Annotated in this window: 15 protein-coding genes; 9 read left to right on the top strand and 6 right to left on the bottom strand. The window is 59.0% G+C overall.

The window, feature by feature from the left end:
• Nucleotides 1–58 precede the first annotated feature (58 nt).
• From Q2T52_RS15545 to Q2T52_RS15515, 7 genes are all read left to right on the top strand, one after another.
• Entirely contained in the window at nucleotides 59–1549 is a 1491-nt protein-coding gene (locus Q2T52_RS15545) for a sugar ABC transporter ATP-binding protein (RefSeq protein WP_302077689.1), read from the top strand.
• Complete coding sequence (locus Q2T52_RS15540) at nucleotides 1542–2555, top strand: ABC transporter permease (protein ID WP_302077688.1); 1014 nt, start codon at nucleotides 1542–1544, stop codon at nucleotides 2553–2555. The genes Q2T52_RS15545 and Q2T52_RS15540 overlap by 8 nt, the downstream gene beginning before the upstream one ends.
• Complete coding sequence (locus Q2T52_RS15535; RefSeq protein ID WP_302077687.1) at nucleotides 2555–3550, top strand: ABC transporter permease; 996 nt, start codon at nucleotides 2555–2557, stop codon at nucleotides 3548–3550. The genes Q2T52_RS15540 and Q2T52_RS15535 overlap by 1 nt, the downstream gene beginning before the upstream one ends.
• A 1-nt stretch (nucleotide 3551) precedes the next feature.
• Nucleotides 3552–4400 carry a sugar phosphate isomerase/epimerase family protein gene (locus Q2T52_RS15530; RefSeq protein ID WP_302077686.1) on the top strand — a complete coding sequence of 283 codons (849 nt, stop codon included), beginning with the start codon at nucleotides 3552–3554 and terminating at the stop codon, nucleotides 4398–4400.
• 29 nt (nucleotides 4401–4429) lie between these two features.
• The gene (locus Q2T52_RS15525) at nucleotides 4430–5095 is read left to right on the top strand and encodes a nucleoside triphosphate hydrolase (protein ID WP_302077685.1); all 666 of its coding nucleotides are present in this window, start codon (nucleotides 4430–4432) and stop codon (nucleotides 5093–5095) included.
• A 55-nt stretch (nucleotides 5096–5150) separates the two neighbouring features.
• Nucleotides 5151–6020 (top strand): D-psicose 3-epimerase, encoded by an 870-nt coding sequence (locus Q2T52_RS15520; RefSeq protein ID WP_302077684.1) that lies wholly within the window; start codon nucleotides 5151–5153, stop codon nucleotides 6018–6020.
• A gap of 552 nt (nucleotides 6021–6572) precedes the next feature.
• Complete coding sequence (locus Q2T52_RS15515) at nucleotides 6573–7595, top strand: LLM class flavin-dependent oxidoreductase (RefSeq protein ID WP_302077683.1); 1023 nt, start codon at nucleotides 6573–6575, stop codon at nucleotides 7593–7595.
• A 173-nt stretch (nucleotides 7596–7768) separates the two neighbouring features.
• On the opposite strand, the gene Q2T52_RS15510 is transcribed toward Q2T52_RS15515, so the two are convergent.
• From Q2T52_RS15510 to Q2T52_RS15485, 6 genes are all read right to left on the bottom strand, one after another.
• The gene (locus Q2T52_RS15510) at nucleotides 7769–8506 is read right to left on the bottom strand and encodes a ribonuclease activity regulator RraA (protein WP_302077682.1); all 738 of its coding nucleotides are present in this window, start codon (nucleotides 8504–8506) and stop codon (nucleotides 7769–7771) included.
• A 20-nt stretch (nucleotides 8507–8526) separates the two neighbouring features.
• Nucleotides 8527–9690 (bottom strand): mandelate racemase/muconate lactonizing enzyme family protein, encoded by a 1164-nt coding sequence (locus tag Q2T52_RS15505; protein WP_302077681.1) that lies wholly within the window; start codon nucleotides 9688–9690, stop codon nucleotides 8527–8529.
• A gap of 33 nt (nucleotides 9691–9723) precedes the next feature.
• Entirely contained in the window at nucleotides 9724–10821 is a 1098-nt protein-coding gene (locus Q2T52_RS15500) for an ABC transporter ATP-binding protein (RefSeq protein ID WP_302077680.1), read from the bottom strand.
• Between the two features lie 9 nt (nucleotides 10822–10830).
• Nucleotides 10831–11721 carry a carbohydrate ABC transporter permease gene (locus Q2T52_RS15495; protein ID WP_302077679.1) on the bottom strand — a complete coding sequence of 297 codons (891 nt, stop codon included), beginning with the start codon at nucleotides 11719–11721 and terminating at the stop codon, nucleotides 10831–10833.
• On the bottom strand, nucleotides 11718–12677 hold the full coding sequence (locus Q2T52_RS15490; RefSeq protein WP_302077678.1) for a carbohydrate ABC transporter permease: 960 nt from the start codon (nucleotides 12675–12677) through the stop codon (nucleotides 11718–11720). Before Q2T52_RS15490 ends, Q2T52_RS15495 begins: the two co-directional genes overlap by 4 nt.
• Nucleotides 12678–12749: 72 nt before the next feature.
• A complete protein-coding gene (locus tag Q2T52_RS15485) occupies nucleotides 12750–14228 on the bottom strand; it encodes an ABC transporter substrate-binding protein (protein WP_302077677.1) in 1479 nt (492 codons plus the stop codon).
• A gap of 208 nt (nucleotides 14229–14436) precedes the next feature.
• Between Q2T52_RS15485 and Q2T52_RS15480 the strand changes: the two genes are divergently transcribed.
• Nucleotides 14437–15147, top strand: a complete 711-nt coding sequence (locus tag Q2T52_RS15480; protein ID WP_302077797.1) for a GntR family transcriptional regulator — start codon at nucleotides 14437–14439, stop codon at nucleotides 15145–15147.
• A 57-nt stretch (nucleotides 15148–15204) separates the two neighbouring features.
• Nucleotides 15205–16371 carry a mandelate racemase/muconate lactonizing enzyme family protein gene (locus Q2T52_RS15475; RefSeq protein WP_302077676.1) on the top strand — a complete coding sequence of 389 codons (1167 nt, stop codon included), beginning with the start codon at nucleotides 15205–15207 and terminating at the stop codon, nucleotides 16369–16371.
• Nucleotides 16372–16410: the final 39 nt, after the last annotated feature.

Raw genomic sequence — 16410 nt, 5'->3', positions numbered from 1 at the left:
AATCAATGAAAAGCAATAGGGCCGCGATCCAGTGGCTGACGACGGGAAACGCGCCCTCATGAGTGCAGAACCGCTTCTCTCCCTCAAAAACATCAGGGTTACGTTCGGCGGTGTTCGCGCCCTGAAGGGCGTGTCCTTCGAGGTCAATCCCGGCGAAGTTCATTGTCTGGCAGGCGAGAACGGCTGTGGCAAGAGCACGCTGATCAAGGTCATCACCGGTGTGTACAAGCCGGAAGAGGGCGCTGAATTCGTCTTTGACGGAAAACCCATCTCCGGGATGACGCCGACCTTGGCCCAAACGCTCGGCATTCAGGTCATCTGGCAGGATCTGGCACTGTTCAGCGAAATGTCGGTGGCCGAGAACATCGGTTTCCAGCTTGCCGTGACCGGCAAATTTGGCCTGATCAACAAGCGCGCGATTGACGAAGCAGCAGAAAAGGCCCTGGCGCGGCTTGGCGTCAGTCTGGATATTCATCAACCGTTGAAGGAGCTTCCGATCGCGCAGCGGCAGATCGTGGCAATCGCCCGCGCGCTCGTCGGCGAAGCGCGCCTGGTCTTCATGGATGAGCCGACGGCTTCGCTGACGCAATCAGAGGCGGATTACCTGATCGGCATTGTCCGCAACCTCTCCGCGTCGGGCATCGCGGTTGTCTTCGTTTCCCACCGACTGGCGGAAGTCCTGGAAATCTCGCACCGCATCACCGTGCTGCGTGATGGTGCTTTGGTGGGCGTTTATCCTGTCGAAGGCATGACGCAATCCCGCGTGACGGAACTGATGACAGGGCGCAATTTCGACAGCGCCGTCATTGCCGCCGACCACGACGATGCACCAGTGGTGCTCTCTGTCCGCAACCTGACCCGCAACGGTGAGTTCGTCGATGTTTCCTTCGACCTCCGCCGTGGCGAAACGCTGGGGATTACCGGGCTTCTGGGTGCTGGGCGCACGGAACTGGCGCTCACGCTGTTCGGCATGCACAAACCGCATTCCGGTGAAATCCTGCTGGAGGGACAGAAGGTCAGCTTCGGCTCGAACCGTGATGCCATCCGCGCCGGCATTGCTTATCTTTCAGAAGACCGGCTGTCGCTGGGGCTGAACCAGCCACAATCCATCGCCGACAATCTGGTCATGGCGTCGCTAGATCGAATTCTGTCGGGCGGGCTCATCTCACCGACACGCAAGGCAGATGTCGTTTCCCGATGGATCTCGGAGCTTGGCGTCAAGATCGGCACGCCCGATGATCCCATTCGCACGCTCTCAGGCGGCAACCAGCAGCGTGTCGCCATCGCCAAATGGCTGGCAATCGGGCCGAAGATCCTGATCCTTGACGCGCCGACAGTGGGCGTCGACGTCGGCGCGCGCGCGGGCATCTTCGAAATTGTCCGAAAGCTAGCGGCCGAAGGGCTTTCTATCATCATCATTTCCGACGAGCCGCCGGAAGTGTATTTCAATGCCGATCGTGTCGTGCACATGGCGGATGGCCGTTTCCAGGCTGTCTACGATCCGCGACGCGCATCGCTGAACGAGTTGGAGTCCGCTGTCTATGCGTAGGCTCATCCAGGGTCGCACGACCGAATTCACCCTGTTGGCCGTGATGGTGCTTCTCTGCGTCGGCCTATCTTTCGGCACAGATCGCTTCCTCACGATTTCGAACGCGTTTGATGTTCTCAACGTGTCGGCGGTCAACATCATCTTCGCTGTCGGACTGCTCGTCGTCCTGATTTCCGGCGGCATCGACATTTCCTTCGCTGTTGCGGCGTCGGTGGTGCAGTACCTCACGGTTCTGGCGCTTACGGCGCTTGGCGGCGGCAACTGGGCCGAAGGTTTTCTGGTCGCGGGGATCATCGGCATTGGCCTTGGCGCGATCAACGCCTTTCTGGTCTATCGTCTGCAGATCATTTCGATCGTCGCCACCATTTCGACCTTCAACATCTTCTTCGGCCTGCTGATGTTCTTCACCAAGGGCGTGTCGATCTACAATCTGCCGGACTGGCTCTCGACACGCGTCGTCTTCTACGAACATGAGATGGCCGATGGCTCCTGGGTGGAGTTGACGCTGCCGGTCGTGGTGATGATCCTATGCTGCGCTGCGACGTCCTTCATGATCTCGCGCACGACGACCGGCCGGAAGCTTTATGCCTTCGGCGACAATCCGGAAGGCGCACGCCGCTTCGGCATCAATATCAGCGCTATGCATTACATCTCCTTCGGCTGGCTTGGCCTGATGGCCGGTATCGCCGGCCTGATGCAGGCCCATTATGCGCAGGAGGTCGTTCCGAATGCGCTTTACGGCCGCGAACTCGATGTCCTAGCGGCGACCGTATTGGGCGGTGCGCGTCTCGGTGGCGGCAAGGGTTCGGTCATGGGCTGCGTGCTCGGCGTGCTGCTCGTCTCCATCACACAGAACGGTCTCAACCTGATGGGGGTCTCCCCCTTCGCCTTCAAGATGATCGTCGGCGCCATCATCTTGATTGCTATTACGCTCTCTTCCGCGCGCTTCGACAAGCTCTTGCCGGATACGCTGAAAAGCTCTGCTCGAAAGGGAGGCCAGGGGTGATGAAAACGCTTGTTCAGAAGTTCAACGCCGCATTCGGTGCGGACATGGGCGGCCCGGTGATTGCCTTTGTCGCGGTCATGCTGATCTTTGGTCTGGCAGCAGACAATTTCCTGTCCATGGCAACATTCGGCTCCGTTGCCTTCCAGCTTCCGGAACTCGGCCTGTTGACGCTCGCCATGCTGCTGCCACTGCTGACGGGCGGCATCAACCTGTCCATCACCTTTGCCGCCAACCTCTCCGGCCTCGCCGCCGCCTGGGTATTGCAAGCCCATGGTGGGGTGGATGCGCCGGCGAGCGCGTTCCTGTTTGCATGCCTTGCTGCGCTCGCAACAGGTGCGGCCTCCGGCGCACTGACAGGCGTTGCCATCGCCTATACACGTGCGCATCCGATCCTGGTCACGCTGTCGATGATGATCTTTCTCCGCGGTCTCGGAGAGTTTCTGACGCGAGGCGGCGATGTATCCGGTTTCCCGGCCTATATCGCGCCTATCGGCCATGGCTCGGTTTTCGGCTTTCCCATACCCCTGCTGATCTTCATCATCTGCGTGGCCCTCTGGCATGTGCTGCTTGTCCGCAGCAAGCTGGGCTTCGGGCTGCTGATGATCGGCTCCAACATGGAAGCTGCCCACTACTCCGGCCTGAACACGCGCAAGATCCTGGTGCTGGTCTACACGCTCTCCGGGCTGATGTGCGCGGTCGCTGGCATCATCATGCTGGCCCGATTCAATTCCGTACGCGTCGGCCATGGCGAGTCCTATTTGCTGATCACCGTGCTCGCGGCCTTTCTCGGCGGCATTAATCCGTTTGGTGGCTTCGGTCGCGTTTTGCCGGTCTTCGTGGCCCTGATCGTGCTGCAGCTCTTGTCGTCCGGTCTCAACCTGATGGGCGCGAACCAGCATCTCGCCACAGCACTTTGGGGCGTGTTGATGATCGTCGTCATGGCCGCGCGCACGCTTGCTTCGAACTATCGCATTTTCATGAGAAAGAAGGCCTGACGTGCAGGGACTTGGCATACATGCAATGATGTGGACCACGGTGTGGGACCACGCAGGGGCACAGCGCGCCATCGAAGGTGCGGCACACCATAAACAGGATTTCATCGAAATCCCCCTGATTGATATTCCGTCCGTCGACGCGAAACACAGCCGCGCCCTGCTTGCGAAGCATGACCTTCGGGCCGCGTGTTCGCTTGTCATGCCCGAGCCGGCCTGGCCCTCGGTGCGCCCGGACGCAGCCATCGACCATCTCAAGTCAGCCCTCGACAAAGCGGCCGAGATGGGTTCTGAGGCTTTGACCGGCGTGACCTATGGCGGCACCAATGAGCGCACCGGCTTTCCGCCGACGCAAGCCGAATACGACAATCTGACCCGGGCGCTTGGCGCCGCAGCGAAGCACGCGAAGACACTCGGACTTCAGTTCGGGATTGAAGCCGTCAATCGCTACGAAAACCATCTCGTCAATTCAGCGGCGCAGGCGGTTCAGTTGGTCGAGCGCATCGGTCTCGACAATGTCTTCGTCCATCTCGACACCTTCCACATGACCATGGAAGAAAAGGGCGTCGCCAACGGCATTCTCGCAGCACGCGACCACCTCAAATACATGCATCTGTCCGAAAGCGACCGCGGTACGCCCGGTTACGGCAATGTGCCGTGGGATCCCATCTTCGCAGCACTCGCCGCCATCGGATTCAAGGGCGCGCTGACGCTCGAAAGCTTTGCTGCCATGCCGGTTGAGATGGCAGGGGCCATTTCCACCTGGCGGCCTGTTGCCAGAGACGCGGAAGAGGTGTTCGACAAGGGCTTGTCCTTTATCCGCAATAAGGCGGTGCAGTATGGCCTTGCCTGAGCACGCACTAGACGGAAAGGACGCAAGTGATGGCTGAGGCAGTTTCCACGGGTGTGAAGGCAGCGGCTGCGAAGATCGCCGCCGCCGCCGCCGAACGTTTCCGCAGCCTGGGCCGCAGCCGCATCCTCGTCGGCATCGCCGGCGCACCGGGTTCCGGCAAATCGACACTCGCGGAGCAGGTTGTCGATCTGCTCACCAAAGACGCCGGCATCCGTGCCGCGCTGTTTCCCATGGATGGCTATCACTATGACGATGCCGTGCTGAATGAGATGGGTCGACGTGCCTTCAAGGGTGCGATCGACACCTTCGACGCCCATGGCCTGCGGCACATGCTGCAGCGGCTAAAGGCGAATGAAGACGATGTGATCGCCGTTCCGGTGTTCGACCGTTCTCTTGAAATCGCTCGCGCCGGTGGCCGACTCATTCTGCAATCGACGGAGATCATCGTTTGCGAAGGCAACTATCTGCTCGCCCGCCAAGAGCCATGGGACAGGCTGAAGCCGATCTTCGACCTCACCGTCTTTGTAGATGTGCCAGTGGACGATCTTCGGCGCCGTCTTCAGGACCGTTGGCGCGGTTTTGGTCTTTCTGACCAGGAGATCACCAGGAAGGTCGAAGAGAACGATCTGCCGAACGGCCTCTTCATCATGTCCAGTAGCGCGGAGCCCGATCTGCGCGTCAACAACGGCGGGTGAGCCGACTAGGCGGCCCGGTCGCTACCCATGACTTCAATTTCAAAGGGAGACATCCATGAAACACGGTATCTACTATTCCTATTGGGAGCATGAGTGGAGCGCGAAGTTCGGCCCCTATGTCGAGAAGGTGGCAAAGCTAGGCTTCGACGTGATCGAGGTCGCCGCGCACCATATCAACGAATACAGCGACGCCGAACTTGCCGTCATCAAGCAGAGTGCCATCGACAATAACATCATTCTGACAGCTGGCATTGGCCCTTCGAAGAGCAAGTATCTGTCCTCGCCGGATGCGGACGTGCGCGCCGCCGGCAAGGCCTTTTTCGAAAAGACGCTCGCCAACGTCGCCAAACTGGATATCAAGACAATCGGCGGGGCGCTGCATTCCTACTGGCCCGTCGATTATTCGCAGCCGGTGGACAAGGAAGGCGACTGGGCGCGCGGTGTTGAAGGCATTCACGGCATTGCCGACTTCGCCAACAATCTCGGCATCAACCTGTGCATCGAAGTGCTGAACCGTTTCGAGAACCATGTTCTGAACACTGCCGCCGAAGGCGTCGCCTTCGTGAAGCAGGTTGGCAAACCGAACGTCAAGGTGATGCTCGACACCTTCCATATGAACATCGAGGAAGACAGTTTTGGCGAAGCGATCCGCACGGCCGGACCTCTGCTTGGTCACTTCCATACCGGCGAAAGCAATCGCCGCGTCCCGGGCAAAGGGCGGATGCCCTGGCACGAGATCGGGGCTGCCCTTCGCGAGATCAATTACACGGGCGCGGTGGTCATGGAACCCTTCGTCAAGACGGGCGGTACCATCGGCTCGGACATTCGTGTCTGGCGCGATCTGACCGGTGGTGCTGACGAAGCGAAAATGGACGAGGATGCGCACAATTCGCTGGCATTTTCCCGTTTCGTGCTGGGCGGCTGATCCCGCTCGGCTCATGGGAGCAGCCAGATACGGACAGGTGTCAGCGCGCCTGTCCGTTAATTGACCCTCTGGCCGCTGGTCGGCCGGGAACGTCTCGGCGATCCCATGCGTCTCTCACGTACCGTTGAGGTGGTGGAACGCGCCTGGCATTAACGCGGGGCAACGGACCGCGTCGCATTTCCAACCTTCGGTTCCTGCCACCGATGCGCGACTGGCCGCGCGGCCTTTATGAAGCTGCCGACCGGATGATACTCATGGTGCATGACGGCCATGAAGATCACGGCAGCCCGCTTTTGCCGCTGATGAAATGGGTGTTGTCGCGCATCCCGAAGCTGGGGCAGATTTGCCGCCCAAGGCTCTAGATGTTTAGTCCCTGCCCTACCACAGGCCCCGAAAGCAACACGCAAACGCCGCGCTTGCTGACCACGCGTGCTATCCGTGCCGATCGGTGAACGCACCGTCCTCAATGGCGGGCTTTTCCAGCCGGCGGGGATCATCCATCTTTGTTATCAATCTCAGAGAAATGGACGCCTAGCGTCGAGGCAGACTTGCATGAAAAAAATCGGCTTTCTTTCTTTTGGTCACTGGACCCCTTCCCCGCAATCACAGACCCGGTCTGCGAGCGATACGTTGCTGCAATCGATCGATCTGGCTGTCGCAGCAGAAGAGCTTGGTGCCGACGGCGCCTACTATAGGGTGCATCACTTCGCGCGGCAGCTCGCCTCACCGTTTCCACTGCTGGCGGCAGTCGGTGCGCGGACCAAGAGCATTGAGATCGGCACCGGCGTCATCGACATGCGGTATGAAAACCCGCTCTATATGGCGGAAGACGCCGGCTCCGCTGATATCATTTCGGGCGGTCGCCTTCAGCTCGGCATCAGCCGCGGCTCGCCCGAACAGGTCATTGAGGGCTGGCGCCACTTCGGATATGCGCCTGCTGAGGGCATGACGGATGCCGATATGGGCCGCCAGCACGCCGAAGTCTTCCTGGAGGTGTTGAAGGGTGAAGGCTTCGCTCAACCACACCCACGCCCAATGTTTCCCAACCCGCCGGGCCTTCTGCGGCTTGAACCTTACTCGGAAGGTTTGCGGGACCGTATCTGGTGGGGTGCGGGCTCCAATGCGACTGCCGTCTGGGCCGCCAAGCTTGGCATGAACCTGCAAAGCTCCACGCTGAAGGACGACGAAACCGGTGAACCCTTCCATATACAGCAGGCCAAGCAAATCCGTGCCTATCGTGAAGCGTGGAAGCAGGCGGGTCACACGCGCACGCCACGCGTTTCGGTTAGCCGCAGCATTTTCGCACTGGTTGATGACCGCGACCGCGCCTATTTCGGCCGCGGTGGCAAGGAACAGGATTCGATAGGTTTCATCGACGAAAAGACGCGGGCAATCTTCGGTCGCTCCTATGCGGACGAACCGGATAAGTTGATCGCCCAGTTGGCCGCCGACGAAGGCATTCAAGAGGCCGACACTCTTCTTTTGACGGTACCGAACCAGCTTGGCGTGGATTACAACGCGCATGTCATTGAATCCATTCTCAAACACGTCGCACCGGCACTCGGTTGGCGCTGACAGTCATGACTTTCAGCGTCATCTAGATTGCGAGCGTTGGATGGATCTACTCGCCGTCGTATCCGATCACGAGCGGACCGTGTAACCGAAGTTGGCGCAGCCGTTGGAGAAGATGGCGAATGCTTCAGTGGTGGGGATGCAGAAGCGATGGCATCCCCCATGTCCGTCATTATTCAAGCACGTGTGGCACGACGCCAATCTTCGTATTCTCCACGCGCATCGTCGTGCAACGGATAGTATCTTTGCAGCGAACCGCCTTCCATGAGCTTCGCGCGCGAGAACTCTTCCCATTCGTGATGCTTCTGGGCCTCTTCAATCAGCTTCTCGGCCATGACGACAGGAAGCACGACGACCCCATCATCGTCTGCAACAATGATATCTCCAGGGATGACGGTCACGCCACCGCAGGCAATCGGGACGTTGACGGCGTTAGGGTAGATGCTCGTCTGGACATGATAGTTCGGCGTCCAGCCGCGCAGCCAGAGGGACAGATCGAGCTTTTCGACATTCGGCCGGTCGCGCATGCAGCCGTCGATGACGATGCCAGCCCCGCCTCTGCCTTTGAAATAGGTCGACATCATATCGCCAAACACGCCGGAGCTCATATCACCACGTGCGTCGACCACCACCACATCGCCCTCCTGGACGTGATAAAGCACGTGCCGGTGCAGCTGCGTCTCCGGATCGGCATATTCCCCTTCATTGAAAAGATCCGGCCGCTGCGGCAGGAATTGCAGCGTCAACGCCGGCCCGACGATCGACTTTCGCCGGTTTTGCGACACGGGACCGACCATATGCGGATTTCGATATCCCATATGGCCGAGCGTTCCGGCAACGGTGGCGGCGCCGATATCCTTCAGTGCGTCGATCAGATGTTTGGGTGGGCGCGTGATATCCAGACCATGTGTCATTGGAGACTCCGATGCATGCGTTACCAATTCGTGACGGAACCGTCACGCCGTGTTAGGTGCGGGGCTTCCCAGAAGCGGAAGCTTTGCGTCTTGATCATCTCCTCGTTGACCTCGACGCCGAGCCCCGGCAGATCGCTGACCGGATAATCGGCACCATCAAGCCGGGGTTGGACGGGGAAGAAATCGGAATTGTCGAAGCCGAGCTTTGCCTCCGGCGCCCTGGTTTCAAGCCAGGCGAAATTCGGGACGGCAGCGGCGAGATGGATGGTCGCGGCCGTGCAGACCGGCCCAAGCGGATTGTGCGGCATCAGATCGACGTAATGCGCCTCACTCCAGCCGGCGACCTTCATTGCTTCGGTGAGACCGCCGACATTGCAGACATCCAGCCTGTTGAACTGGTGGATGCCGCGCTCGATATAAGGCACGAACTGCCATTTGCTGGCAAACTCCTCGCCGATGGCGAACGGGATGTCGGTCATGCTCCGGAGGGATACATAGGCCTCCGGTGTCTCGTCCCGGATCGGCTCCTCAAGGAAATCCAGCACGCCCCGTCCAAGTTTGTTGCAGAAGCTTGCCGCCTCTGCCACCGACAGGCGATGGTGATAGTCGATGCCGAGAACGACATCGTCGCCCAATGCCTCACGCGCCTTGTTCAGCATGCGTGCCGTGACGCCGATCGACTCGCGCGGTTCGAAAATATCCCTGCTGCTTTGACCGCTGGGGAAGAAACGGATGGCTTGCCATCCCTGTGCGTGCAGTTCTCGGGCTCTCTCGATGGCAGCATCACCCTCAGGCTCATCACCGGTTGAAGCGAAGGTGGGAATTCGTTCGCGCTGCTTGCCGCCCAGCAGATCATAGACCGGCACGCCCAGCGCCTTTCCCTTGATGTCATGAAGGGCAATATCGATGGCAGAAATGGCCGCCTGCAGCACGCGCCCGCCTTCGAAATACTGGCTGCGATAGGTTTCCTGCCAGATCCGGCCAATCTGCATCGCATCCTGCCCAATGAGGAATTCACGATAGTGCTCGATCGCGCCGGTCACGGCCTTCTCGCGGCCGCTCAAACCACTTTCACCCCAGCCGAAGATGCCACCATCGGTCTCGACCTTGACCAGCATCTGGTTGCGTATCCCGACCCGCACCGGATAGGGCTTGATCGCCGTGATTTTGAGCTTCGCAGTCATGTACGCCTTCTTTTCCCTCGCATTGCTGTGGGGTTAGCTGGCCTGTAGGGCCATTTCCGTTTCACCGTCAAAGAGATGCATGCGGTCCTGGTCGAACTCGAGCCAGATCTGCTCGTCGGGAGCGACGGCGACAGTCGGCGGAACGGAGACATTGACGATGGCACCGGACAGGAATGCCTGGACGAACGTGATGTCCCCGGTTGGCTCCACCGTATAGGCTCTGGCGGGGATGCTCCCCGGCACCGCGCTCTTGTGCAGCTTGATCGTCGAATGCCGCGCGCCGAGAACGACCTTCTTGGTTTTTGCCTTCGCCACCTTCTGTGCATTGTGAGGCGAAAGCTGGAGGCGCCATCCCTCCGCGCCGATCAGCACGGGGGCGCCTTCCTCTGTTGACGCTTCGACAGGAACAAGGCTCATGGCCGGACTGCCGATGAAGCTCGCCACAAACATGTTGACGGGATGCGCAAAGACCTGAGCCGGCGTATCGTATTGCTGCAGATAGCCGCCGCTCATCACGGCCATCCGGTCGGCCATCGTCACCGCTTCCAGCTGGTCATGCGTGACATAGATGATCGTCGCCTTCAGATCCTGATGGAACCGCTTGATCTCTGAGCGCATCTGCACCCTGAGTTTTGCATCGAGGTTGGACAGAGGTTCGTCCATCAGAAAGACGGCCGGATCGCGAACGAGGGCACGACCGAGCGCCACACGCTGCTGCTGACCACCGGACAGCTCGCGTGGCTTACGCTCCAGCAGCTGCGTCATGTCGAGCACGCGCGCGGCTTCCCGGACCTTTTTGTCGATCTCGTCGCTGGGCAATTTGCGCATCTGCAGCGGGAAGGCCAAATTTTTATAGACCGATTTCTGCGGATAGAGCGCGTAGTTCTGGAACACCATGGCGATGTCCCGGTCCTTAGGGTCGAGGTCGTTGACCACCCTGTCACCGATGACAATTTCGCCGGATGAAACGGAGGTAAGCCCAGCCACGAGATTGAGCGTGGTAGTCTTGCCGCAGCCTGAAGGGCCGACCAGCGCGACAAATTCGCCGTCGTTGATGGTCAGCGAAACATTGTTCACGGCTTTGAAGGCGCCGTAGGTCTTGACGAGATCGTTGAGGACCACGTGGGCCACGGGCAACTCCTAATGTTTGACTGCGCCCTCGGTGAGCGCGCGCACGAAATAGCGTTGAAGAAGGAGAAACAGGACGACGACCGGGACGCTCATCATGAAGCTCGCCGCCATCAGGCCCGGGAAGTCCGTCGTATTTTCGGAGAAGAACCGCTGAATGCCGACCGGCAGTGTCAGCTGCTCGTTCTTTGAGAGGAAGGTGTAGGCGTAGATGTATTCGTTCCACGCGCCGATGAAGGAATAGATCGCGGTTGCAATGATGCCGGGGGTCGAAAGCGGCATCACGATCAGGACAAAGGCCTGAAAACGTGTTGCCCCATCAATCCGTGCAGCCTGTTCAAGCTGCACGGGAATGTTGTCGTAGAAGCCCTTGAGCAGCCAGATTGCCAGTGGAAGGCCGAATGTCAGGTAAGTGAGGACCAGGGATCCATGCGTGTTTACCAGCCCGATCGCGCGCATCAGAATGAAGAGCGGCACCAAAAAGATCACCGCGGGGAACATGTTGCGCAGAAGCACCGCGAAAAACAGGAAATTCCGGCCCGGGAAGGTGAAACGCGAAAAGGCGTAGGCAGCCGGAACCGCCACGATCACCGAGAGGATTGTCGTGGTCGTCGAAACGAACAGGCTGTTCCAGAAGAAGTGCAGGAAGTCTTGTCCCACGCTGTTTTGCGGGTCGAGCAGCTTCTCGTAGCTCGCGAGCGTCGGCTGGTCAGGCCACCACTGCGGTGGAAATTGCATCGCCGCGAAACCGGACTTGATCGAGGTGATCAGCATCCAGACCATAGGCAGGGCGGTATAAAGGAGCATGAAGACGAGAAAGATCCGTCCGCTCCACCGCCAGCCATCGATCTGCCTGCGGCGAGACGAGGGGCGGCGGGCAACAGTGTCGGTCATTGCGGTCATTCGGCACCGTCCTTCTGTTCGTTGCCGCTCAGCGCACGGACGTAAAAATAGCCCAACGACATGAGGATCACGAACAGCAGCACCGAATAGGCCGAAGCCACGCCCCAGCGCTGACGGCCAAAGGCGAGTTCGTAGATATGAGTGATCCAGATGTGCGATGCGTTCGATGGCCCGCCGCCGGTCATGATCCATGGGATGATGAACGAGTTGAAGTTGGCCACGGCCAACAGAAGGATCGTTACCGTCGAGACGTTTCTGAGATGCGGGAACGTCACATGCCAGAACCGCTGCCACGCATTGGCACCGTCGACTTTTGCCGCGCGCAGCAACTGGTCGGGAACTGTCTGCAGGCCCGCCATCATCATGATCATGGCAAAGGGGAACTCGCGCCAGATATTGACGACGATCAGCGAGGGCAGCACCGTGGAGACGCTATCGATGAAATTTGGCGGACGGTCGGTCCAGCCCAGTGCCACGAGAACTGCGCCGATAATCCCGAAGTCCGAATGATAGATCCATTTCCAGATATACGAAGCTGCAACCGCGCTGATCACCCAGGGAATGATCAGGATCGCCCGGAGGATGCCACGCCCCAGGAAGTCTCGATGCAGCGCAAGCGCGCAGGCAAAGCCCAGCACGAACGAAAGGAAAGTGGAGGCCACCGTCCATATCAGCGTATTTTTGGTGACGGTCCAGAACACCGGACTTGTGAGGATGGCGGTGTAGTTGTTGAGGCCGACGAAAACCTTGTCCCTCAACTGCAGGCCAGGCGGCGTGGCGAAGAACGAAAGCTCAATGGTGTAATAGATCGGATAGGCGATGACGATGAGCATCACGGCGATCGCCGGAAGGACGTAGCCATAATCCGCGCGATGATCCCAAATCTTCCGCAGCAGACCGCCTCCTTCGGGTCGACGTCTACCGACAGTCTCGGCCTTGCCGGTCAATATCGTCACTGTGCCATGCCCCTATTTATGGAAGATGCCGGCCGCAGACTCGGTGCGGCCGGTCAGTTCACCAGGCATGGGCTAGAGCCCGCCCTCCGTCAGGTTCTTGACCTTCTTGGCCGCGTCTTCCGCGGCTTGGTCTATGGTCATGGCGCCGGTCAATGCATTCTGCAGCATGTCCGGGACGATGATGTTCATGATCTCAGGCGATTGCGGCAGTGCCGGGAAGGGAATGCCGTAGGGCAGCATAGACGTTGTCACGTCCAGGAACTTGATGCTGCTCAGGCGTTCCTTCATCCATTTGGTCTTGAAGCCGTTGAGATTACCCGGGTTCGAGCCGGCATAGGCCAGCTTCAGCGACCATTCGGGGCTCGCCCACATGCAGCCGAGAGCCTTGGCCGCCGGTTCGTCAACCTTACCGCCCTCGACATATTCAGGCTTCAGGATGTGAATGTTCGAGCCGCCAAATACCACGGCACGCTTGCCGTCCGGGCCCGCCGGAATGAGACCGTAGCGCATGTTGTCGATGACAGTCTGTGCCTTTGCGGTATCCGCGCCGGTCGTCTTCTTCTGCAGGTCCAGCATGACCGTATAGTCTGAGGGATGCGAGACCATCATGGCGACCTGGCCGGCCAGGAACAGCGGCTGGTTATCCGCCTGTTGATTGGTCAACGCCGAAACCGGGACCGACTTGTCGCGCACATACATATCATAGGAGGCTTGCAGTGCTGCCTTGCTCTGCGGGCTGTTCAGCAGGATCTTTTTATAGGTCGGGTTCGCGGACGCTTCGTCGAACACGCCACCGCCATAAGCCCAGAGCTGCGGCATGAAACGGTAAGGCGTGTTGCCGGCATTCTTTCGCGCCACCAGGCCATAGCCGGCAATGCCGAGCTTGTCATGGATCTGCTTGGAGTATTTGACGACATCGTCCCAGGTCGCCGGCGCCTTTTCCGGATCGAGACCTGCGCGCTTGAAGATATCGGCATTCCAGATGAAGGCCATGGTTTCATTGTTGGTCGGCACGCCGTAGGTCACGCCCTCCCAGGTGACGGCCTTCATCGCGCCGGGCCAGAAATCGCTGGTGGAATAGCCGAGATCCTCTGGCTTCAGCGGCCGAAGATAGCCCTTTGCTGCAAATTCAGTGCCGCCCAGGATCTGCAGGCGAATTGCCATGGGCGCCGCATTGCCGAGGAGGGCGGTGCGGAACTTGTCCAGAAGGTCGTTATAGGTCAGGGCCTGGTCTTCGAGCTTGATATTCGGATAGGTCTTGCGGAAGGTCGCAAAGAAATCCTTATAATACTCGCGCAGCATGTCTGGGTCGCCCTCGAACACGCCTTGATACCAGAATGTCAGTCGCCCCTTGTAATCAAGGGGGGTGACTTTGGCACAATCGGCCGCCGTATCGAAATCCTGCGTGCCGGCAATGGAACGCACATACTCCGGTGACCACTTACTCAGGTCGACCGGTGCCGCCAGTGCGGATGTGGATATCAACGATACCGATAAAGCAGTGGACACAGCGCCGCACAAAACGGCACTGCCCAACGAATGACTGGTCATAGGATCCTCCCAGATTCCTCCGATGCCGCTCTGTGTCGAAGCGAGCGGTCTTTCACTCCCCGGCCGTCGGACGCTCCACCCAATGTATCCACTCGACCAGATTGTACGTTTTCAGATCTGAGTTTATCTGTCAATCGAGGAAATCGTACATTGTTTTCGCGATAACCGCGTGATATTTGCAAATTTAGAGTATTTTCTGGGGACAAACTTGGCCGACACAACTGAATTTAAGGCGCAGCCACCCGAAGGGATCGACGCGCTCGGTGCCTCAAACGAAGGCGCCTCCCTCTATCAGCAGATCAGGGATGACATCATCGAAGGACGGCTTGCTGCAAACGAGCGGCTTGTGGTCACCGACCTTGCGAGGCGTCACGGCACATCAACCAACCCGGTGCGCGAGGCTCTGCAATTGTTGCGGGGAGAAGGGTTTGTTACCCTCGTCGCCAACCGTGGTGCCAGGGTTCGGCCGATCGACCAGGATTTTGTTCGGGACATTTACGAGATCGGTGTCCTCATCGAGCCGGCTCTGACGCGTTGGTTCGTGAATATGGCCACCGCAGAGGATATCGCCGAGCTTGAGCGCATCCAGGATTTGATCGAAGCGAACAACTTCAAAGACCCATTGCGACACAGCGAGTTGGACACCGCCTTTCACACCGTCATGTATCAGAAGCACTACAATCGCCACGCGGCGGAACTCTGGTGGAAACACCGTGAAGTGCTGCGCGCTGTCAGCCGCCGTTTCAATTTCACGCTTGCCAGGCGAGCGGCAATCCTTAGCGAGCATCGCGAGCTTATTGCGCTTGTCAAAGCGGGAAACGCCAACGAGGCGGCCGAGCTGATTGCCCGCCACGTCGAAGGTTCCGGCCGCCACATCCTCGAGCACATGCGTGCCCGCAACGCAGCAAGGGCCGGCTAGACTGAAAGCCGGCCTCGCATATCGCAGTCCCCTCCCCTTCAGATAAAGGCAGTTGCGATGAAAATCACCAGTGTTCGGCCGTGGCTCATCAAATCCGACGCCTCCTATTGGGGCGAGTTTCTGTTTGTCGAAGTGACGACCGATGAAGGGATAAGCGGCTGGGGAGAAATCACCACAACGACGAAACTCGCCAATCGCGCGCTCTGCACCATCCTGAAGCAGATCGGTGTAGCGGTGACCGGCGAAGATCCGGCGCGCATCGAATATCTCTGGCACAAGATATTCCGCAGTTTCACCTACATGGGCAGCCGTGGCGCTGCTGTCGAATGCGTGAGCGCCATCGATATTGCCCTCTGGGACATCCGCGGGAAAGTGCTTGGAAAACCGATCTATGAGTTGCTAGGTGGGCCGGTGCGGGATGAGATCGCACTTTATACCCATCCCAACCAGGCCAAATTTACCAGCAAGGACGCGGTGATCCGCGAAATTCGCGACATCGTCGAATCCGGCCATACCGCGCTCAAGTTCGATCCCTTTCCCCACCAGGGCCATTCACCAGATGGACAGTTCCGTGAGCAGCGGGACGGCTATCTCGATGGCAGCATGACCCGCAAGGATGAGCGTGAAGCCGCCGAACTCACCGCATTAATACGCGAAACCGCGGGTTCCGACGTCGATATCCTGATCGATGCGCATGGCCGTTTCGATGTCCCAACCGCCATCCGCCTGTGCCGCAGCCTTGAGGAAGCCGGTCAGATCGACTGGTTTGAAGAGCCCTGCCCGCCGGAAAGCCTCAATGCGCTCAAGCAGGTGCGTGAAAAGGTGAATGCGCCGATTTCCTGGGGCGAGCGGGGCCACACGAAATGGGACTTTGTGCCGGTTCTCGAAAACAGGCTTGCCGATTACATCATGCCCGACGTCACATGGACGGGCGGCATTACTGAACTCAAGAAAATTTCCGCCCTGTGCGAAGCCTATTATATCCCTGTCTCGCCGCATGACGCCGCAGGCCCGATCAACGTGGTGGCGGGCGCGCAGGTGATGATGACGGTTCCCAATTTTTATAAGCTGGAAACCTCCGAGTGGAACCTCGGCAAATACGACCACCTCATCGACAAGCCGCTCGATGTGTCAAACGGCAACCTCAAGCTGACCTCCCAATCGGGTCTCGGGGTGGAGATGAACCGTGCATACCTTGAGGAACACGAGATCGCTCTGGACTGACCCGTCATGCGACGCCGCCAAAAGCGTTCGTGACGACTT

Origin of the sequence: Rhizobium oryzicola (assembly GCF_030504645.1) — a bacterium.
GTDB classification, from domain to species: domain Bacteria; phylum Pseudomonadota; class Alphaproteobacteria; order Rhizobiales; family Rhizobiaceae; genus Neorhizobium; species Neorhizobium oryzicola.
Note: the sequence above shows the minus strand (reverse complement) of the source record. Positions and strands in the feature narration are given on the sequence as shown.

What these genes read in the sequence shown, in the direction of transcription:
- Q2T52_RS15545 (WP_302077689.1), top strand. Translation starts at nt 59, where the DNA reads ATGAGTGCAGAACCGCTTCTCTCCCTCAAAAACATCAGGGTTACGTTC.
- Q2T52_RS15540 (WP_302077688.1), top strand. Translation starts at nt 1,542, where the DNA reads ATGCGTAGGCTCATCCAGGGTCGCACGACCGAATTCACCCTGTTGGCC.
- Q2T52_RS15535 (WP_302077687.1), top strand. Translation starts at nt 2,555, where the DNA reads ATGAAAACGCTTGTTCAGAAGTTCAACGCCGCATTCGGTGCGGACATG.
- Q2T52_RS15525 (WP_302077685.1), top strand. Translation starts at nt 4,430, where the DNA reads ATGGCTGAGGCAGTTTCCACGGGTGTGAAGGCAGCGGCTGCGAAGATC.
- Q2T52_RS15520 (WP_302077684.1), top strand. Translation starts at nt 5,151, where the DNA reads ATGAAACACGGTATCTACTATTCCTATTGGGAGCATGAGTGGAGCGCG.
- Q2T52_RS15515 (WP_302077683.1), top strand. Translation starts at nt 6,573, where the DNA reads ATGAAAAAAATCGGCTTTCTTTCTTTTGGTCACTGGACCCCTTCCCCG.
- Q2T52_RS15510 (WP_302077682.1), bottom strand. Translation starts at nt 8,506, where the DNA reads ATGACACATGGTCTGGATATCACGCGCCCACCCAAACATCTGATCGAC.
- Q2T52_RS15505 (WP_302077681.1), bottom strand. Translation starts at nt 9,690, where the DNA reads ATGACTGCGAAGCTCAAAATCACGGCGATCAAGCCCTATCCGGTGCGG.
- Q2T52_RS15495 (WP_302077679.1), bottom strand. Translation starts at nt 11,721, where the DNA reads ATGACCGCAATGACCGACACTGTTGCCCGCCGCCCCTCGTCTCGCCGC.
- Q2T52_RS15485 (WP_302077677.1), bottom strand. Translation starts at nt 14,228, where the DNA reads ATGACCAGTCATTCGTTGGGCAGTGCCGTTTTGTGCGGCGCTGTGTCC.
- Q2T52_RS15475 (WP_302077676.1), top strand. Translation starts at nt 15,205, where the DNA reads ATGAAAATCACCAGTGTTCGGCCGTGGCTCATCAAATCCGACGCCTCC.